Source organism: Paenarthrobacter sp. PPS72 (assembly GCF_048537125.1).
GTDB classification, from domain to species: domain Bacteria; phylum Actinomycetota; class Actinomycetes; order Actinomycetales; family Micrococcaceae; genus Arthrobacter; species Arthrobacter nitroguajacolicus_E.
Map to the genome: position 1 here is coordinate 22240 of NZ_JBLYIE010000061.1, position 16245 is coordinate 38484.

A 16245-nucleotide genomic window follows, 5' to 3' on the forward strand; every position below is an offset into this window, starting at 1 on the left:
ATTGGACGGATCATGACCGCACCAATCACTACCCCCACGACCAAAGCCGACCCCTACACCCTGGACCACGGCAGCACGGGCTACCGGGTAGACAGGTACGAGTTGGACCTCGATGTCAGGCTGGGCAGCAACAAGCTGATCGGCAAGGCGGTCCTGCGATGCACGGCCCTTGAACCGCTGACCCAGATCGTCCTTGACCTGGTGGGCCTGCGGGCTAGCAAGGTTCAGCTGGACGGCAAGAAGCTGCAGAAGTTCAGCCACCGCGCGGAGCACCTGGTACTGGCCCCTGCCGCCCCGCTCAAGGCGGGCCAGCAGTTCTCCCTTGAGGTCCGCTACGACGGCAATCCGCAGCCGCGCCGCGGCCTTTGGGGCGATGTGGGCTGGGAAGAATTGAACGACGGCGTACTGGTGGCCGGCCAGCCAAACGGTGCGGCGTCCTGGTTCCCCTGCAACGACCATCCCCGCTACAAGTCGACCTACCGCATCTCGGTAACCACGGACGACAACTACCGGCCGGTATGCAACGGCAGGCTCGTCTCGCACTCCCGGAAATCCAGTCGGGAAACGTGGGTCTACGAGCAGGACGAACCCATGGCCACGTACCTGGCGACCGTGCAGATCGGGCGCTACGTCAAGGTTCCCTTGCACGTGGACGATACCCATCACCGGGTCCCCCAGTTCGTGGCAGTCACTCCCGAAATGGCAGTGGACGCGCTCCAGGGCCTCCGCCGGCAGCCGGACATGATGCGGACCTTCGAGGACTGCTTCGGCCCATATCCTTTCGTTGACTACACCTCGGTAGTTACCGAAGACGAGCTGGAAATTCCCCTCGAAGCCCAGACCGTCTCCATCTTCGGGCGAAACCACATGCGTGACACCTGGGATGCCCAGCGCCTGATCGCGCACGAGCTTTCCCACCAGTGGTTTGGTAACTCGTTGACGGTCAGCAGTTGGAAAGACATCTGGCTGCATGAAGGCTTCGCCTGCTATGCCGAGTGGTTGTGGTCCGAGGAATCCCGCACCATGACCGTTGCTGCGCGGGCAACGGCCGCATGGAAAAGGCTCGACGCCGGACCGCAGGACTTGCTGGTGGGTGACCCCGGTCCCGAGCTGATGTTTGATGACCGCGTCTATAAGCGCGGCGCCCTGGCCGTGCATGCTGTGCGGATGGCCGCCGGGGATGAAGCGTTCTTTGGTTTCCTTCAGCACTGGACTGCCACCAACCGGCATGGCTCAGTGTCAACGGAGGCATTCATTGAGGCAGCGGATTCGTTCATTCCCGGCTTTGATTGTGCCTCGATCCTCCGGCCGTGGCTGTACGAAACGTCGCTGCCGCCGCTGCCTTCCGCTCGCTAACCGAGGGCCAGCGCGGCAACCAGTCCGTCAGGCAGTTCTCTTTCGGTGACATCTCTCAGTCCGGGCAGTTCCAGCACGTCCAGCTCTGCGGGGTTCCGCCTCAGGCCTTCCCCCGTCATCTTCAGCCACGCCTCTTTGCGCGCCCACAGGCGGGCCCGTTGACTGGCTTGATCTTGTTCCGGGATGGATGCCAGAAAGTCCTTCTCGTTTGCTGTCAGCGCAACGTCGTCGAAGCCCTCGAATCCTGCCTGGCCTATAGCCTCAAGGTCCACCCCCAGCCGGACGCCGTCCGCTGGATGTACGACGGCGGCCAGCAGCACCCAGCCCGACGCCCGGGACGCGCTCAGCGCCAGAGGTGCGGGGCCGCCGTCGACCGTGAATGCTGGCCTGCCATGGTCCTGCCCTGGACCGCACTGTGGGCAGCGATAGTCAGGGACGAGCCGTTCAAGAGGCACGTCGAGGAGCGAGGCGGCAAAGTCCAGCAAGGCCAGCCGGCCGGCGATGAACTCATCCCGGTCCGCAGGCTTGGCGTAGCGAAGTGCACGCGCCTGGGCCGGCTCATCGAGCTGCTTGAGGCCGGCGCCCGCATGAAACGCATCATCGAGCCTGCGCAGATCAAGCACCGGGCTGTGCATCACGACCCCTCTCACGGCTGTGTCCCCAGCAAACTGTAGCCTGATGTTGATATGCCTCGCTCCCGACGCCAGTGTTCCCCACAGCCACACTCGCTGCGGGGAACACTGATATCTGGATTAACCCAGCCGGGCTACTTCACCGAAGTCAGGTAGTTCGCCAGGGTTGGAGTGATGCGGGTGCCCGAATTGGAGCTGCCACCGTTGGTGTGGATGGCCATGATGGTGTTGGAGCTGTTGTAGACAGGCGCTCCGCTCTGGCCGCCGAAGGTGTCCATTTTGTAGTAGACCTTCTCGGTGGTGGTGCTCTCAATGGGTCCGGTCATGGACCACATGGTGCCGAACGCCTTATCCCCCGGGTAGCCACGAACGGCCACGTTGGTGCCGTTCAGGCTTGCGGTGGTGCCGGTGTAGTTCAGCCATCCGGTGGTGTTGCCGATGGTGCAGTCGAGCTTGATAACGCCCCAGTCGGCATTGGTGTTGGCCGAGTCGATCCAACGCTGGTCCGTCAGGAGTTGCGTGGCTCCACAGGTACCGTACGGGTCCGTAGTTCCATTGCGGCCAGGCGCCACCTTAACGCCCCATGAATAATCTGCCGTTGAACCCGTGCCGCCCTCGTGCACGCAGTGTCCAGCCGTCAGCACGGTGTCATCGGAGATCAGCGCGCCGGAACAGATGTAGCCGCCGTTGAATTCGATCTGAACGATGGACTTGTTCGGTGCCGCCGTGGTGTTGGTGATCCGAACGCGGCCATCAGCGCCGATGACGGAGTCCGTGGAGGCGCCGCCGCTCTTGGTGGGCGCAGAGATGGTGTATTTGTCAGCCAGTGGTGAGGCCGCAGAACCGGAAACCTGCGACTTGTCTACTGTGTGGGATACAGGCTGGACCTCGGCGGTGGTTGCTTGCGGCGTCGACTCTGAGGCTACTGCAGCTCCGCCAAGGGAGGACGTCAAAGCCATTACTGCAGCCCCGAACAGCAAAGCAACATTCTGCTTTTTCATGGGTACCTTTCAAGGGACGGCTCTCAGCGAACCGTGCGAGGGATGTGATACACATGTTTCACATGTGTATGACAAAACTGTCATACATGTGTGAATGATCTGTCAAGATGCTGGGAGTCGAATCTCAATAAAGGGAAAATCCCCGGAACCATTTGGTCCCGGGGATTCACCCTGATGCTGGGTCGTTTAGCGCTGGGGGCTTAGCGCTGGACTGCTCCGAAGCGCTCAGTCGCCACGGCCACGGCCGCTGCGCGTGCTTCGGAAGCCTCGTCAGCGGTCAGCGTGCGGTCCTCGGCACGGAAACGCAAGCCGAAAGCCAGCGACTTCTTGCCGTCTTCGATGCCCGGACCAACATAGACATCGAACAGCGCGACATCTTCAAGAAGTGCTCCTGCTCCTTCGCGGAGGGCAGCCAGAACCTGGTCCGCCGGAACGTCCTGCGGCACAACCAAGGCAACATCCTGCGTAGCCACGGGGAATCCGGAGATGTGCTTGGCCACGATCACGTCAGCGGCAGCCTCAAACAGCGCTTCCACGTTGACCTCAACCGCTACGGACCGGGCAGGCATATCGTGGGCGGCAAGGAGCTTCGGGTGAAGCTCACCGGCGTAACCCACCACGTCACCGTTGCGGAGCGCCAGCTGGGCAGCCCGTCCCGGGTGGAATGCCTGATGGCTTCCTTGGCTGACGACGAGTTCCACACCGAGGACATCTGCCATGAGACGCGCAACGTCCAAGCTGTCCGCCCAATCCCACGCACGCGGCGTGTGAGTGGCAGCAGCGGGAGAATCATGGCCTGTAAGAACTGCGCCGATATGCAGCGGCTGGTGCGGGACGCCGTCGTACAGGGTATCCAGTACCTCGTCGGAAGGCTTGACGCCCAGCGGCGGGATGGAATCCGTGCCCAGCTTCTCGCCTGGAAGGAAGACCGAACCGGCTTCATAAAGAGCCAGATCGCGGAAGCCGCGTGAGTGATTGCGGCGGGCAACCTCGATCAAGCCCGGCAGGATGGACGTCCGGAGGAAGCCGTTTTCCTCGCTGATGGGATTCGCCAGCTTCAAGGCAGGACGCGCTTCACCCTCGGCGGCAACACCGAAAGTATCGTTTGCTGCCTTGGAGACGAACGGGTAGGACAGCACCTCGGTGAGCCCTGCATCCGCCAGCGCCTGGACAACCCTGCGCCTTTGCTGCTGGCTGCGGCTCAGGCCACGGCCCGGAGGCGCGACGGGAAGAGTAGCGGGGATGTTGTCATAGCCCACCAGCCGCGCGATTTCCTCGGAGAGGTCTTCCTTGGTTTCAAGATCATTGCGCCAGCTTGGAGCGGTCACCAGGTAGCCAGTAGCGGTCTTCTCCACAGTTGCACCCAGGTCCACCAGCGAGGTGGTGATCTGCTCGTCAGTGAAGTCGATGCCAATGCGAGCGGCTGCGAACTCTGCAGGCAGCTCAATCGTGACAGCGTCAGGGGCGGTTCCGACGTCGGTCCCGGCCTCATCTGCGATGCCACCGGCGAGCTCAACCAGGAGGTCCACGACGCGCTGGGCGGCAATGTTGGCAACGTGCCAGTCAACGCCGCGCTCAAAGCGCTTGGAAGCTTCGGACGGCAGCTTGTGGCGGCGACGGGAACGGGCGATCGAGACTTCGTCGAAGTGTGCGGCTTCCACCAGGATGTTGGTGGTGGAATCGGACACCTCAGTGTGGGCACCGCCCATGACACCGGCGATGCCGATGGCGCCGGAGTCATCGGTGATCAGCAGGTCCTCGACGTCGAGCGTGCGCTCTTTGTCATCGAGGGTGGTGATCTTCTCCCCCGCCACGGCACGACGCACCACGATGTCGCCCGAGAGCTTATCCAGGTCGTAGCAGTGGTTTGGCTGTCCGAGCTCAAGCATGACGTAGTTGGAGATATCAACCGGCAGTGAGATGGAACGAACGCCGGCCAGCCGAAGACGCGCGGACATCCACGGCGGGGTGGGTCGCGAAGCATCCACGCCACGGACCGTGCGGGCCACGAACCGGTCGCAGCCCGGCTTGCCGTAAATGGGAGCGTCGTCGTTGAGCTTGACGCCGTAGCCGCCCTGAAGGGTTGCTGGAGCCGAGACCTTCGACGCCGGGTCCACGAAGGTGGTTCCGGTGGCATGGGCGTACTCGCGCGCTACGCCACGGATGGAGAACGCGTATCCGCGGTCCGGTGTGACGTTGATTTCCGCTGCCTGGTCGTAGAGGCCAAGGAGTTCCATCGCGTCAGTGCCGATTTCCGGATCCAGGCCGATGCTCGAGAGCACCAGGATGCCGTCATGGTCATCGCCGATGCCCAGCTCGCGAACGGAAGCGATCATGCCCGCGGACAGGTGACCGTAGGTCTTCCGTGCGGAGATCTGGAAATTGCCGGGCAGCACGGCGCCGGGAAGGGTGACAACAACTTTGTCGCCTTCCACGAAGTTGTGCGCACCGCAGATGATGCCCTGTACACCGGACGGATCAATGCCCTTGCCGGTAAGGGTCTGCTCCTGCCCCTCGGGAACCACGCGGACCTGGCACCAGTTGATGGTCTTGCCGTTGGTCTGTGGTTCCTTGACCAGGCTCAGAACCTGGCCAACCACTACGGGGCCCGTCAGTTCATCGGTGGGTCGGTGGACTTCTTCTTCTTCAAAGCCGACCTTGACCAGGTCAGCCATGACGTCTTCGGCCGTAGCATCGGCCGGAACCTGCGCGAATTCACGCAGCCAGGAAAGTGGGATACGCACTGTTAGATCTCCATCCCGAAGTGCTCGCTGAAACGTACGTCGCCTTCGATCATGTCCCGCATGTCTCCAACCTCGTTGCGGAACATGAGCGTGCGCTCAATGCCCATACCGAAGGCAAAACCTGAATAGATGTCCGGATCGATCCCGGCCGCCCGGAGGACGTTGGGGTTGACCATGCCGCAGCCGCCCCACTCGATCCAGCGGGGTCCGCCCTTGGCACCCGGGTGCCAGATGTCCAGCTCAGCGGAAGGCTCCGTGAACGGGAAGTAGTTGGGGCGGAGACGAATGGAGGCTTCGTCGCCAAACATCTGGCGGGCGAAGTGTTCCAACGTGCCGCGCAGGTCCGCCATGCTCAGGTTCTTATCAATCGCAAGACCCTCGAACTGGTGGAAGACCGGTGTGTGCGTAGCGTCCAGTTCATCCGTGCGGAACACCTTGCCGGGGCACAGCACGTAGATGGGGACTTCGCGTTCCAGCATGGAGCGGACCTGCACTGGCGAGGTGTGGGTACGCATGAGCAGGTGGGCTTCGGGGGGCTCCACGAAGAACGTGTCCTGCATTTCGCGGGCCGGGTGGTCCGGCTTGAAGTTCAAAGCGTCGAAGTTGAACCACTCGGACTCCACCTCGGGGCCTTCGGCAATTTCCCAGCCCATGCCAACAAAGATGTCCGAGACGCGGTCCTGCAATGTGGACAGCGGGTGGCGGGCACCCGCCTTGCGACGGCGCGGAGCGGCCGTCACGTCAACGGTTTCCTCCACCAGGATGCGGGCATCATTCTCGGCCTCGAGAATTTCCGTCCGGGCTGCGAGCGCCTGGTTGACCCGGCCACGGGAGGAACCTATGAGCTTGCCGGCGGCTGCCTTGTGCTCCTTGGCCAGGCCACCGATTTCACGGTTGGCCAGGCTCAGCGGCGACTTCTCGCCCGTGTGGGCGAGGCGGACAGCCTTGAGTTCTTCGAGGGAGGAAGCAGCTGAAATGGCGGCAATGGCGTCGTCGACGGCGGCGGTGATGGCGGCTTCATCCAGCGGATTCGGGATGGCAGCACCTGGCAAAGTTTCAGTCATCTACTGTTCTTAGCTACGAGTAGGGAGCGGCCCGGCAAGGCAGGCCTGCAAAACGAAAGGGCAGCGCTTGCCGCGGACAGCAGGCACTACCCTTCAGTCTAGTTGAACCTCACTGGCGGGATTTAACCGTGGAGTTTTTCTACAGCCCATGACCTTATGAGCACCGTATGCGGGCAGCAGTTGTACAAAAACTCCGGGAGCGGCCAACGGCGCTAGCATGGCTTCATGACTCCGGCGCAACGCTTACGGCAGATCGCAAACGTTTTGAACTTGTCCACGCCGCTTGGACTTGCGGTAGCGGTCGCGTCCCGTTCCATTGTGTCCCCCGGGCCGCGTGGGCTTCTGATCGCTGCCGGGTATCGCTGGAAACTCCCCCATGCCGGCGCTTTCACGCTGGGGAACGTGATCCTGTATCGGGCACCACGCGGTGTGGCCGGAACCAACAAAGTGCTCCTGGGGCACGAGGAACGACACAGCACCCAATACGCGTACTGCCTGGGACTTCCCTTCCTTGCCCTCTACGGCGTCGCCGCCGGTTGGTCCATGCTCCGCAGCGGGGATCCGGCGTCGAGGAATTTCTTTGAACGGCAGGCCGGCCTCGTGGCCGGTGGTTACATTGACACCCATCAACGCCGGCAGGACGGCCCTGCGGGCAAGCGAATCGAGGCCTGAACATGAACCGAACCATCACTGTTACCGGGACCGCGAGCGCAAAGGCCGTTCCTGACCTGGTGACGTTGACGCTCGGCGTGGAGACCCGCCGGGACACAGCCGCGAAAGCCTACGACGACGCCGGCAAGGCGGCTAACGCCGTCGCGGCCAGTTTGCGGGCGGCCGGCGTATCGGACGTAGACCTTCGAACCAGCGGATTAAACCTTCGTGCCGACGTGGCCTGGGTGGAAGGGCAAGGGCAGAAGGTAACGGCCTATGTGGCCACGACGAACCTGCAGGTGGGAATACGTTCCCAGGCGGATGCTCCGGGAGCTATTGCCGCCGCTGTCGAGGCCGGCGGAGACGACATCCGCATCAACGGGATCGAGCAAGGCTTTACGGATGCTTCCTCTGTCATAGCCCAGGCCCAGGAGGCCGCGTGGCAGGATGCCGTGACCCGAGCCGAACAGTACGCTTCGCTGGCTTCGGCCCGGTTGGGGCAGGTGATTTCCATTTCCCAGGAACCCCTTCACGGGGGACCCATTCCTTTGGGCGGGATGGTGAGGGCTTCCTTTACAGCAGAGTCCATGCCCGTGGAAACCGGGGAGTCCTCAGTCTCAGCCAGCATCAAGGTGGAATGGGAACTTGTCTAGCGGATAGCCCCGGCTGACATTTTCACATCGGCCTGTGCGTGAAGCGCTGTCCGGACGATGACGGCAATACCTTCTGCCATCACGTCCAAAGGCATTGATGGCATTGGGCTGCCCTCCGGCAGTTGTTCCGACATATAGGGAAGATGGACGAAACCGCCGCGGATCATGGGCCAACTTTAGTAATGCTCCAGCCGTTGGTGTCCGGGGTTTTGCCTTCGAAGGCCTTGACATTCATTCGAACATACATTCGAATGGAGTTCATGAGATGGGACGCACAAGCACTTTCACCTACGCGTGGACCGTCACACACCAGTGGCACCAAGGTTCCAGGCCCTGCCCCGGCTTTGGAGGCCTTGCTGCCGCTTGCCGGGCTTGTGCGTTCCATCTCGACACCCGAATTCTCCGGAGTCACCTTCCACGAGGTCACCGCAAAGTCAGTGCTCAACAAGGTGCCTTCCGGTTCCAACATGCCCTTCGAATGGACCGTGAATCCCTACCGCGGATGCAGCCATGCCTGCGTGTACTGTTTCGCCCGCAAGAGCCACACCTATTTGGACTTCGACGCCGGGCGGGATTTCGATTCGCAGGTGGTGGTCAAGATCAACGCCGCCGAGGTCCTCCGAAAAGAACTGGCAAAGCCCTCGTGGGAACGCGCCCAAGTTGCCCTGGGCACCAATACAGACCCTTATCAACGCGCCGAGGGACGCTACGCCCTCATGCCCGGGATCATTCGGGCCCTGGCAGATTCCGGCACGCCTTTCTCCATTTTGACCAAGGGCACGCTGCTGGCCAGGGACATTCCCCTGCTCAAGCACGCCGCCACCCAGGTCCCCGTGGATCTCGGCATCTCGCTGGCCATGACCAACCAGGACCTTGCAGAGCTCATAGAGCCTGGCACCCCTTCGCCCAAGGCCCGGCTGAAGCTCATAGCCCGGCTCCGCGACGCCGGTTTGGGATGTGGCGTTATGGCCATGCCCATCCTGCCTTGGCTCACGGACTCGGACGAAGCCCTCGATTCCCTGTTCGCTGAGCTGACAAAAGCGGGCGCCACGGGAGTTACCGCTGGCGCCCTTTACCTAAAGCCCGGCACCCGCGAGTGGTACATGAAATGGTTGGCCGACCAGCACCCCGAGCTGGTGGGTAAATACCGGAGGCTCTACGGCCAGGGCTCCTACGCTTCCAAGGAGTACCGCACCTGGCTCACCGGGAGGATCAGCTACTTCAAAGCCAAGTACGGCTTCACCGGGACATCGGGATTCAGCCATAGGAATGCCCGCCTTGCCTCTGGGTCGGTACCTGCCGTTGTTGATGCATCGGCCCCCCTCCCCGGTCAACAACCGCTGTTCTAAGCACCCGTCTTCACGCAGGTGCGGCTACCCGATCAAGCAACGCCTGGACAATCGGAAGATCCGCCGGAATCCAGGGAAGGCTGAGAGCTTCGTCGCGGCCAGCCAACGACACCCAACGCAGTTCATCGTGATCTTCCAGCGGCCGAGGCTCCCCCTCGGTCACTTCGGCGAACCAGACACGCATGGACGCGCGCTCATTGAGCGTCCACCCGGCGATGTCACCGGATTCCAACTCCGGCCCCAGATGGACTTCAATGCCCAGTTCTTCGACGAGTTCACGGTGCAGGGCCGCCTCTGCCGCCTCACCGGCTTCCACCTTCCCGCCCGGAAATTCCCACATGCCCGCAAACTGGGGCGGTGCCGTGCGGCGCGCCACAAGGAGGCGGGTAGGGGCATTCAAGGAGTCGACGACGGCGGCGCCTACGACATTAATCAGTCCAGTCACCAAAACAGTCTAGGCGGCACTGCGAATGGGCATCGTCACATAGCAACGTCAAGACGCTAGGCCTGGGACTAAACTTGTTATCGGATTTTCTCCGCGTTCCCCAGCCCACAAGGCACCCTCAAGAAGCAGGCTTATGACTACCACCGTGTCCCCATCCGCCACCGCCAAAGCAACAAGGAAACACCTTGGCTTGGCCATCCTGGCCTTGGCCATGGGCGGGTTCGCCATCGGTACCACCGAATTCGCCATGATGGGCCTGTTGAAGGAAATCGAAGAAGGGCTGGGCATCAGCACCCCCGAAGCCGGCAACCTGATCTCCGCTTACGCCTTGGGCGTCGTTATCGGTGCTCCCCTCTTCGCCGCCTTCGGGGCAAAGCTCCCCAGAAAGCACCTTGCCTTGGGTCTCATGCTGTTCCTGTCTTTAGCGAACCTGACGTCCTTCATCGCACCCGATTACGGGTTCATGCTGCTTTCGCGCTTTGCCTCGGGCCTACCCCACGGAGCCTTCTTCGGGGTGGCCGCGGTCATCGCAGCCGGCCTCGTTGCCCCCACCAAGAGGGGTTGGGCAATCTCCATGGTCATGGCGGGCCTTACCGTCTCCAACGTCATCGGGGTTCCATTGGCCACGTGGGTTGGGCAAACCTTCGGATGGCGGCTCCTCTTCGTCATTGTTGGTGCCATCGGATTGCTTACTGTCGCCATGGTGTGGAAGTTCGTCCCCTTCGAGGCCGCCCACCCCGAGGCGAGCATCCGGCGCGAACTTGGGGCTCTCAAACGGCTCCAGGTTTGGCTTGCGCTGCTGATCGGTATCATCGGATTTGGTGGTTTCTTCGCTGTGTACACCTACATTGCCCACACCATGACGTCCGTGGCCGGAATACCTGAAACCCTGATCCCCGCAGTCGTGGCCCTCTATGGGCTGGGCATGGTGGTAGGCAACATTATCGGTGGGCGCCTTGCTGACAAGTCCGTGATGGGCACCATCTACTGGGTCATGCCGGGAATTGCCGTTGCCTTGGTGGTCTACGCCATTGCTGCGCACTGGGCCTGGGCTGCTTTCATCATGGCGTTCGTGGTGGGCGGCGTCGGCTCAATGCTGACGCCTGCGTTGCAGACCCGACTTTTGGACGCCGCACCGGGCGCCGCCTCCCTGGCATCCTCGCTGAACCACTCAGCCCTTAACATCGCCAACGCGCTCGGAGCCTTCCTGGGCGGCACGGTGATTGCCTGGGGCTGGGGCTACGTGGCTCCCGCCTTGGTGGGCGCGGTGCTGGCCGTCCTGGGCCTCGGAGTGGCTTTAGTCAGCGGCCTGCTGGAGCGTAAGAAACCGCTGGTCTCCTGAGCCCCAAAAAAGGCACCGGGTGGCCGGACGAGCGCCTAAAACGATGATGGGCTCCGCCATAGCGGAGCCCATCATCAGTTAAACGGGAGTGGTGACAGAACGCCGAATAGCTAGAGCTGCGGTGCTTGCACACGCTCGATGTCCGGTTCAAGGTAGATGACCCGCGCAATCGGAACAGCCGCGCGGATGCGCTGCTCGGCGTCGTCGATCCCCTTGGAAATCTCTTGACCCATCGCAGACGCCTCCATGGAGATCTTCGCGGCGACCAACGATTCTTCCGGGCCAAGGTGCAGTGTCTTGAGGTGAATGATGCGAGTGCCGTCAGCCTGCAGGGCCTCCGTAATTGGCTGGACATCTTCCTTGGTTGCGGACTCTCCCAGAAGCAAAGACTTGGTTTCCAAAGCCAGGACCACTGCCATGGCCACCAGCAGAAAACCGATCATTGCCGTACCCAGGGCATCCCAGACGCCATCACCGGTGACCAGCGTCATGCTCACGCCGAAGAGTGCGAAGATCAAGCCAAGCAAAGCACCAAAGTCTTCCAAGTGAATAACCGGCAGCTCAGGCTGCTTGGCGTTTCGGACAAACTTCACCCACGATTGCTTGCCCGGATGTGGGTCGACTCAATGATCGCCGATCGGAAGGAGAACGATTCAGCAATGATGGCACCTACCAGTACAGCCAGCGGAACCCACCAGAATGAACCCTCGATACCATGCGGGTGATGGAACTTCTCCCAAGCCTCGTAGAGGGCAAACAGGCCACCGACACTGAACAGCACAATGGAGACGATGAACGCATGAATGTACCGCTCCCGGCCGTAGCCGAACGGATGCTCCGGGCTGGCTGCCCGCTTGGCGCGCTTTCCGCCCACGAGCAGCAGGATCGGGTTGCCTGAGTCCACCGCTAAGTGAATGGCTTCTGCGAGCATGGACAATGACGCCGTCAGGATGAAGGCAGCGAGCTTCAATACAGCGATGGTCAGGTTGGCGGCAAGGGCCGCCACGATCGCTTAGGTAGCGCCACTAGCGGCAATGAAAGCTACTGCATCCAATGCCGTACCCGCCGACGCGCTGTTTACACATTCTCCACTCGGGCGCCCTGCTGGGAACGCGCACTGGCATAAAGGCACACAGTGGCGGCCGTACCCAGGTTCAGGCTCTCGGCCGCACCATAGACCGGTACCGCCACCCGATGATCAGCCAGTGCAAGCTCAGCATCCGACAAACCCTGAGCCTCGTTACCGAACAACCAGGCCGTAGGAGACTCAAGCGGATAATCGGAACCTACAGATCCGTTTCCAAGCCTCCGTGCCGCATTCTCGTCCTGGAGTTTATCGAGGTTGACGGTCCCATAACCATCAGCCGCCAGGACGCCGATACCGAGCTCCCGGCAACGTAATACCAACTCCTCAACATCGGCGCCCAGCACCACCGGCAGATGGAAGAGGGAGCCAGCTGTTGACCGGACGGCCTTGGGGTTGTAAATGTCCACGCTGGACCCGGTCAGGATAACTGCGTCAGCACCGGCGGCATCTGCTGCACGGAGAACCGTCCCGGCGTTACCGGGGTCGCGCACCTGGCACATGACCGCGATCAGGCGGGGACCGGCGTCGAGCACTGAATCCAGGCTGACGTCCACAAAACTGCAGACGGCCACAATCCCTTGGGGATTCACAGTGTCCGCCATGGCGGCGAGGACTTCGTCACTTGCAAGCCGGAGCTGAGTTTCCTGCGCCAGGTCGGCAAGTTCGGGGAAGCGCCCCAGGCACGCTTGGCTGGCAAAGACCTCATGCACGACGGCGGGACCTCCAACCGCAGTGCGGTCACGGTGGAGGGTCAATGCCTCCCGCACCGCTTGCGGACCCTCTGCCAGAAAACGTCCGCGCTTTAAACGCGCCGGGCGCCCGGCAAGCTTGGCGACGTCCCTCACCCGATCAGCTCGGGGGTTGGTCATCGGAAAGTCTTGCGGGCGCCCGGTTTCGTTCATATAAAGAACTTTAGTGGCAGTTGCGACTAGTTCTTGATCTGCTGGCGGGCTTCGCCGCCTGCAGGCTCAAAGCCGGCAGCCTTTGCAGCCTCAACGGTGGAGAACCAGTACTCAGCAGCAGTGGTGTTGTACCAGGTGGAACCCGGAACGTGGTACTTCTTGGACTCGGCGTTGCCCTTGATGGCGTAGCCCTCCGGAGCCTCGTCGCCATCAGCAGCAACTGCGCCGTCGATGGCCGGCTTCTCGGAAACGACAGCCTTGACAGCCGTTGCGGTGGCAGCAGCCGGAGCAACCTTGGCAGCCTTGGGAGCAACTGCAGCAGCAGCCGGAGCGGACGTGTCAGCCGGAAGTGCAGCCTTGGCGATGTTCACCAGGGCGGCGAAAGCGTTGGCGTCGGAGACGGCAAGCTCGGCCAGCATGCGGCGGTCAACCTCAACCTCAGCGGCCTTGAGGCCCTGGATCAGACGGTTGTAGGTGAGGCCGTTGGCGCGGGATGCAGCGTTGATGCGCTGGATCCAGAGGCGACGGAAGTCACCCTTCTTCTTGCGACGGTCGCCATAGCTGTACACAAACGAGTGCAGCAGCTGCTCTTTGGCCTTGCGGTACAGGCGCGAACGCTGTCCGCGGTAACCCTTTGCGCGTTCGAGGACAACCCGGCGCTTCTTGTGGGCGTTTACCGCCCGCTTCACACGTGCCACGTGCGTACTCCTTCAGAAATCTTTATCCCAAGCTGCTACTGCCGGAAACCCGGCCGGCCTGAGAAGGCTTTTGGTGTAGTCGGTCCCTGCCGGATGGCAGTAACCAAAGAACTTGGAACTTAGACGCCGAGCATCTTCTTGATGACCTTGGCATCGCCCTTGAAGACGAGCTTGTCGCCGGCGAGGCGACGGGTCAGCCTGGAGGACTTGTGCTCCAGGTAGTGACGGCGGTTGGCCTGCTGACGCTTCAGCTTGCCGGTACCGGTCAGCTTGAAGCGCTTCTTAGCACCGCTGTGGGTCTTCATCTTCGGCATGGGAACCGATCTCCTTACGTATCCACGGACGAGTCCGCGATTCTTTCGCGCAGCCGGCCTACGAGGGCCGGCGTGCTGGTTGCTTGCCGTTGGAGGCGGGGCCTCCGCGGCGTTGAACTAGTTGGTCTTGCGTGATGCAGGCTTCGGAGCAGCCTTGGGGGCTGCGGGCCTAGCCGCCGGCTTGGGAGCTGCCGGCTTGGCGACGGGCTTCGGAGCCGAGGGAACTGCAGGCTTCGGGGCAGCTGCCGGAACAGCTGGCTTCGGAGCTGCTTCCGGAGCTGCGACCTTGGCGGCCGGGGCTTTTACGGCAGGTGTTGCCTTAGCCGGTGCCGGGGCTGCTTTGGCCGGTACTGCCTTGGCGGCAGGAGCCTCAACCACGGGTGCTTCCTCAGCAACCGGAGCGGGAGCTTCCTCAACAACCGGAGCCTCTTCCACGACCGGAGCTTCCTCAGCAGCAGGCGCGGTTTCCTCAACCGGAGCTTCTTCCGCAACCGCTGCCTGAGCCTCGGGGGCTTCGGCAGTTTCCTGCGTGGTCTCCTCTTCGCTGACCTTGAAGCCCTCGGGCAGAAGGTCCGCGAGGCTCTGCGTCAGCGGAGCCTGCTCTCCCGTGGTGTCAACGCGTCCCGAGGCCTTGGCCTCATTCTGAGCCTTGGCTTCAGCTCGCTGGGTTGCGCGGCGGGCTTCGGCCTTGGCCTCAGCCTTGTTCTTCAGGGGTCCGATCACCATGACCATGTTGCGGCCGTCGATGCGCGGGCTGGACTCGATGATGCCAACCTCGGCAACGTCTTCAGCGAAACGCTGCAGCAGGCGGATACCCATCTCGGGACGTTGCTGCTCACGACCGCGGAACTGGATCATGGCCTTGACTTTGTCGCCTGCACCCAGGAACCGAAGTGCGTGGCCGCGCTTGGTTTCGTAGTCGTGCTTGTCGATCTTCAAGCGGAAGCGAATTTCCTTCAGAACCGTGTTGGTCTGGTTCTTGCGGGCTTCACGGGCCTTGACGGCGGCTTCGTACTTGTACTTGCCGAAGTCCATCAACTTGCAAACAGGAGGCTTAGCCTGCGGGGCAACTTCAACGAGATCGAGATCGGACTCGGCAGCAAGACGCAGTGCGTCCTCGATGCGGACAATTCCTACCTGTTCGCCGGCAGGACCGACCAACCGCACCTCGGGGACGCGGATACGCTCATTGATTCTTGGCTCGCTAATGTTAAAGCTCCTGTGGTTGTGGTGATGTCACCGGCAAATAGAGAAGGCCCCCAATTGCTGGTGCAATCGAAGGCCTCGAAGATCGGCTGCACCTCCCCTATGGGAAGTACGCACTCCCGGAGGCAATGCCTCCAACAGTGTCCGACCAAATACCCGGCAACCTCTTGCCCCGAAACGGGATCTTGTCCCGTACGGGAACGGCTGACGCGGGTGGGAGAGAACTCCGCTTGCAAACTGAAAATCAATTCTACAGAAACAACCCGCCAATCGCACATTGCGGAAGGCGGGAGCAAGAACTGCAGATGTTGACTGTGAATAACGACTTCCAGTCGGTCTGTGACAAGCTTACCAGTATGAGCACTGAAGACAGCAATTCCCGTAACTCCTATGGCGAAGACGCCGCCCCCGCCGTCGACGCCGGGGTGTCCCAACAGATCCGCGACATCGCCGAAGTTCCGGCCGTTGAAGTTATCACCACCGGCGCAGTGCACCTCATGAGTGCCGCGGCCGTCAAGGTGGGCCTTGCCGATGACCCCAACGCCGAGGACCTCAAGGACTTGGACGAAGCCCGGAAGCTGATCACAGCCCTCGCCGGCCTCGTATCAGCAGCCGCCCCGGAAATCGGTTCCCAGCACGCCGGCCCGTTGCGCGATGGCCTGCGCTCCCTGCAGCTGGCCTTCCGCGAAGCTTCACTCATTCCCGACGCGCCTGGCAAGGGTCCGGGCGAAAAGTTCACCGGCCCGGTGAACTAGCCCCGGCTTCGGCAAGAATTAACGACGGCGGGTCCACCACATGTGG

At 62.0% G+C, this 16245-nt stretch carries 16 protein-coding genes and 1 pseudogene; 6 read left to right on the forward strand and 11 right to left on the reverse strand.

Translation table 11 applies throughout. The annotated features are described in order from the left end of the window. The first annotated feature begins 12 nt into the window (after nucleotides 1-12). Nucleotides 13-1356: a M1 family metallopeptidase gene (locus tag ACLRGI_RS20615; RefSeq protein WP_419203326.1), complete on the forward strand. Its 1344-nt coding sequence runs from the start codon at nucleotides 13-15 to the stop codon at nucleotides 1354-1356. On the opposite strand, the gene ACLRGI_RS20620 is transcribed toward ACLRGI_RS20615, so the two are convergent. The 4 genes from ACLRGI_RS20620 to pheS all read right to left on the reverse strand — a co-directional run bounded on the left by ACLRGI_RS20620 (nucleotide 1353) and on the right by pheS (nucleotide 6797). After that, entirely contained in the window at nucleotides 1353-1991 is a 639-nt protein-coding gene (locus ACLRGI_RS20620) for a 4'-phosphopantetheinyl transferase family protein (protein WP_419203327.1), read from the reverse strand. The two genes, ACLRGI_RS20615 and ACLRGI_RS20620, sit on opposite strands and share 4 nt — an antisense overlap. Nucleotides 1992-2122: 131 nt before the next feature. Further along, entirely contained in the window at nucleotides 2123-2989 is an 867-nt protein-coding gene (locus ACLRGI_RS20625) for a trypsin-like serine peptidase (protein WP_419203328.1), read from the reverse strand. A gap of 200 nt (nucleotides 2990-3189) precedes the next feature. Next, nucleotides 3190-5733, reverse strand: coding sequence for a phenylalanine--tRNA ligase subunit beta (gene pheT / locus ACLRGI_RS20630; RefSeq protein ID WP_419203329.1), 2544 nt, complete (start codon nucleotides 5731-5733; stop codon nucleotides 3190-3192). A gap of 2 nt (nucleotides 5734-5735) precedes the next feature. Then, nucleotides 5736-6797 (reverse strand): phenylalanine--tRNA ligase subunit alpha, encoded by a 1062-nt coding sequence (gene pheS, locus ACLRGI_RS20635; RefSeq protein ID WP_419203330.1) that lies wholly within the window; start codon nucleotides 6795-6797, stop codon nucleotides 5736-5738. 225 nt (nucleotides 6798-7022) lie between these two features. Between pheS and ACLRGI_RS20640 the strand changes: the two genes are divergently transcribed. After that, nucleotides 7023-7469 (forward strand): hypothetical protein, encoded by a 447-nt coding sequence (locus ACLRGI_RS20640; RefSeq protein ID WP_419203331.1) that lies wholly within the window; start codon nucleotides 7023-7025, stop codon nucleotides 7467-7469. Nucleotides 7470-7471: 2 nt separating this feature from the next. After that, entirely contained in the window at nucleotides 7472-8101 is a 630-nt protein-coding gene (locus tag ACLRGI_RS20645) for an SIMPL domain-containing protein (RefSeq protein WP_419203332.1), read from the forward strand. On the opposite strand, the gene ACLRGI_RS20650 is transcribed toward ACLRGI_RS20645, so the two are convergent. Continuing rightward, nucleotides 8098-8268 carry a pyroglutamyl-peptidase I family protein gene (locus tag ACLRGI_RS20650; RefSeq protein WP_419203333.1) on the reverse strand — a complete coding sequence of 57 codons (171 nt, stop codon included), beginning with the start codon at nucleotides 8266-8268 and terminating at the stop codon, nucleotides 8098-8100. The two genes, ACLRGI_RS20645 and ACLRGI_RS20650, sit on opposite strands and share 4 nt — an antisense overlap. Before the next feature lie 93 nt (nucleotides 8269-8361). On the opposite strand from ACLRGI_RS20650, the gene ACLRGI_RS20655 reads away from it, so the two are divergent. After that, nucleotides 8362-9450: an Rv2578c family radical SAM protein gene (locus ACLRGI_RS20655; RefSeq protein WP_419203334.1), complete on the forward strand. Its 1089-nt coding sequence runs from the start codon at nucleotides 8362-8364 to the stop codon at nucleotides 9448-9450. A gap of 10 nt (nucleotides 9451-9460) precedes the next feature. On the opposite strand, the gene ACLRGI_RS20660 is transcribed toward ACLRGI_RS20655, so the two are convergent. Then, the gene (locus ACLRGI_RS20660) at nucleotides 9461-9895 is read right to left on the reverse strand and encodes a (deoxy)nucleoside triphosphate pyrophosphohydrolase (RefSeq protein WP_419203335.1); all 435 of its coding nucleotides are present in this window, start codon (nucleotides 9893-9895) and stop codon (nucleotides 9461-9463) included. Between the two features lie 133 nt (nucleotides 9896-10028). Between ACLRGI_RS20660 and ACLRGI_RS20665 the strand changes: the two genes are divergently transcribed. Then, nucleotides 10029-11237, forward strand: coding sequence for an MFS transporter (locus ACLRGI_RS20665; protein ID WP_419203336.1), 1209 nt, complete (start codon nucleotides 10029-10031; stop codon nucleotides 11235-11237). Between the two features lie 110 nt (nucleotides 11238-11347). Here ACLRGI_RS20665 and ACLRGI_RS20670 read toward each other — a convergent pair. The 5 genes and pseudogenes from ACLRGI_RS20670 to infC all read right to left on the reverse strand — a co-directional run bounded on the left by ACLRGI_RS20670 (nucleotide 11348) and on the right by infC (nucleotide 15405). Next, nucleotides 11348-12246, reverse strand: a pseudogene (locus ACLRGI_RS20670) (cation diffusion facilitator family transporter). Between the two features lie 68 nt (nucleotides 12247-12314). Further along, nucleotides 12315-13226, reverse strand: coding sequence for a TrmH family RNA methyltransferase (locus tag ACLRGI_RS20675; RefSeq protein ID WP_419203337.1), 912 nt, complete (start codon nucleotides 13224-13226; stop codon nucleotides 12315-12317). 26 nt (nucleotides 13227-13252) lie between these two features. After that, a complete protein-coding gene (gene rplT, locus ACLRGI_RS20680; protein ID WP_419203338.1) occupies nucleotides 13253-13924 on the reverse strand; it encodes a 50S ribosomal protein L20, sunset domain variant in 672 nt (223 codons plus the stop codon). Between the two features lie 119 nt (nucleotides 13925-14043). Further along, on the reverse strand, nucleotides 14044-14238 hold the full coding sequence (gene rpmI, locus ACLRGI_RS20685; RefSeq protein ID WP_011774324.1) for a 50S ribosomal protein L35: 195 nt from the start codon (nucleotides 14236-14238) through the stop codon (nucleotides 14044-14046). Between the two features lie 117 nt (nucleotides 14239-14355). After that, nucleotides 14356-15405, reverse strand: a complete 1050-nt coding sequence (gene infC / locus ACLRGI_RS20690) for a translation initiation factor IF-3 (protein ID WP_419203339.1) — start codon at nucleotides 15403-15405, stop codon at nucleotides 14356-14358. Nucleotides 15406-15800: 395 nt separating this feature from the next. Between infC and ACLRGI_RS20695 the strand changes: the two genes are divergently transcribed. Further along, nucleotides 15801-16199: a DUF1844 domain-containing protein gene (locus ACLRGI_RS20695; protein ID WP_043471107.1), complete on the forward strand. Its 399-nt coding sequence runs from the start codon at nucleotides 15801-15803 to the stop codon at nucleotides 16197-16199. Nucleotides 16200-16245: the final 46 nt, after the last annotated feature.

Bases quoted from the DNA above. Each gene is read 5' to 3' on its own strand.
- ACLRGI_RS20615 (WP_419203326.1), top strand. From the start codon at position 13: ATGACCGCACCAATCACTACCCCCACGACCAAAGCCGACCCCTACACC.
- ACLRGI_RS20695 (WP_043471107.1), top strand. From the start codon at position 15,801: ATGAGCACTGAAGACAGCAATTCCCGTAACTCCTATGGCGAAGACGCC.
- ACLRGI_RS20675 (WP_419203337.1), bottom strand. From the start codon at position 13,226: ATGAACGAAACCGGGCGCCCGCAAGACTTTCCGATGACCAACCCCCGA.
- ACLRGI_RS20650 (WP_419203333.1), bottom strand. From the start codon at position 8,268: ATGATCCGCGGCGGTTTCGTCCATCTTCCCTATATGTCGGAACAACTG.
- ACLRGI_RS20655 (WP_419203334.1), top strand. From the start codon at position 8,362: ATGAGATGGGACGCACAAGCACTTTCACCTACGCGTGGACCGTCACAC.
- pheS (WP_419203330.1), bottom strand. From the start codon at position 6,797: ATGACTGAAACTTTGCCAGGTGCTGCCATCCCGAATCCGCTGGATGAA.
- ACLRGI_RS20625 (WP_419203328.1), bottom strand. From the start codon at position 2,989: ATGAAAAAGCAGAATGTTGCTTTGCTGTTCGGGGCTGCAGTAATGGCT.
- ACLRGI_RS20645 (WP_419203332.1), top strand. From the start codon at position 7,472: ATGAACCGAACCATCACTGTTACCGGGACCGCGAGCGCAAAGGCCGTT.
- ACLRGI_RS20620 (WP_419203327.1), bottom strand. From the start codon at position 1,991: ATGCACAGCCCGGTGCTTGATCTGCGCAGGCTCGATGATGCGTTTCAT.
- rpmI (WP_011774324.1), bottom strand. From the start codon at position 14,238: ATGCCGAAGATGAAGACCCACAGCGGTGCTAAGAAGCGCTTCAAGCTG.
- ACLRGI_RS20665 (WP_419203336.1), top strand. From the start codon at position 10,029: ATGACTACCACCGTGTCCCCATCCGCCACCGCCAAAGCAACAAGGAAA.
- ACLRGI_RS20640 (WP_419203331.1), top strand. From the start codon at position 7,023: ATGACTCCGGCGCAACGCTTACGGCAGATCGCAAACGTTTTGAACTTG.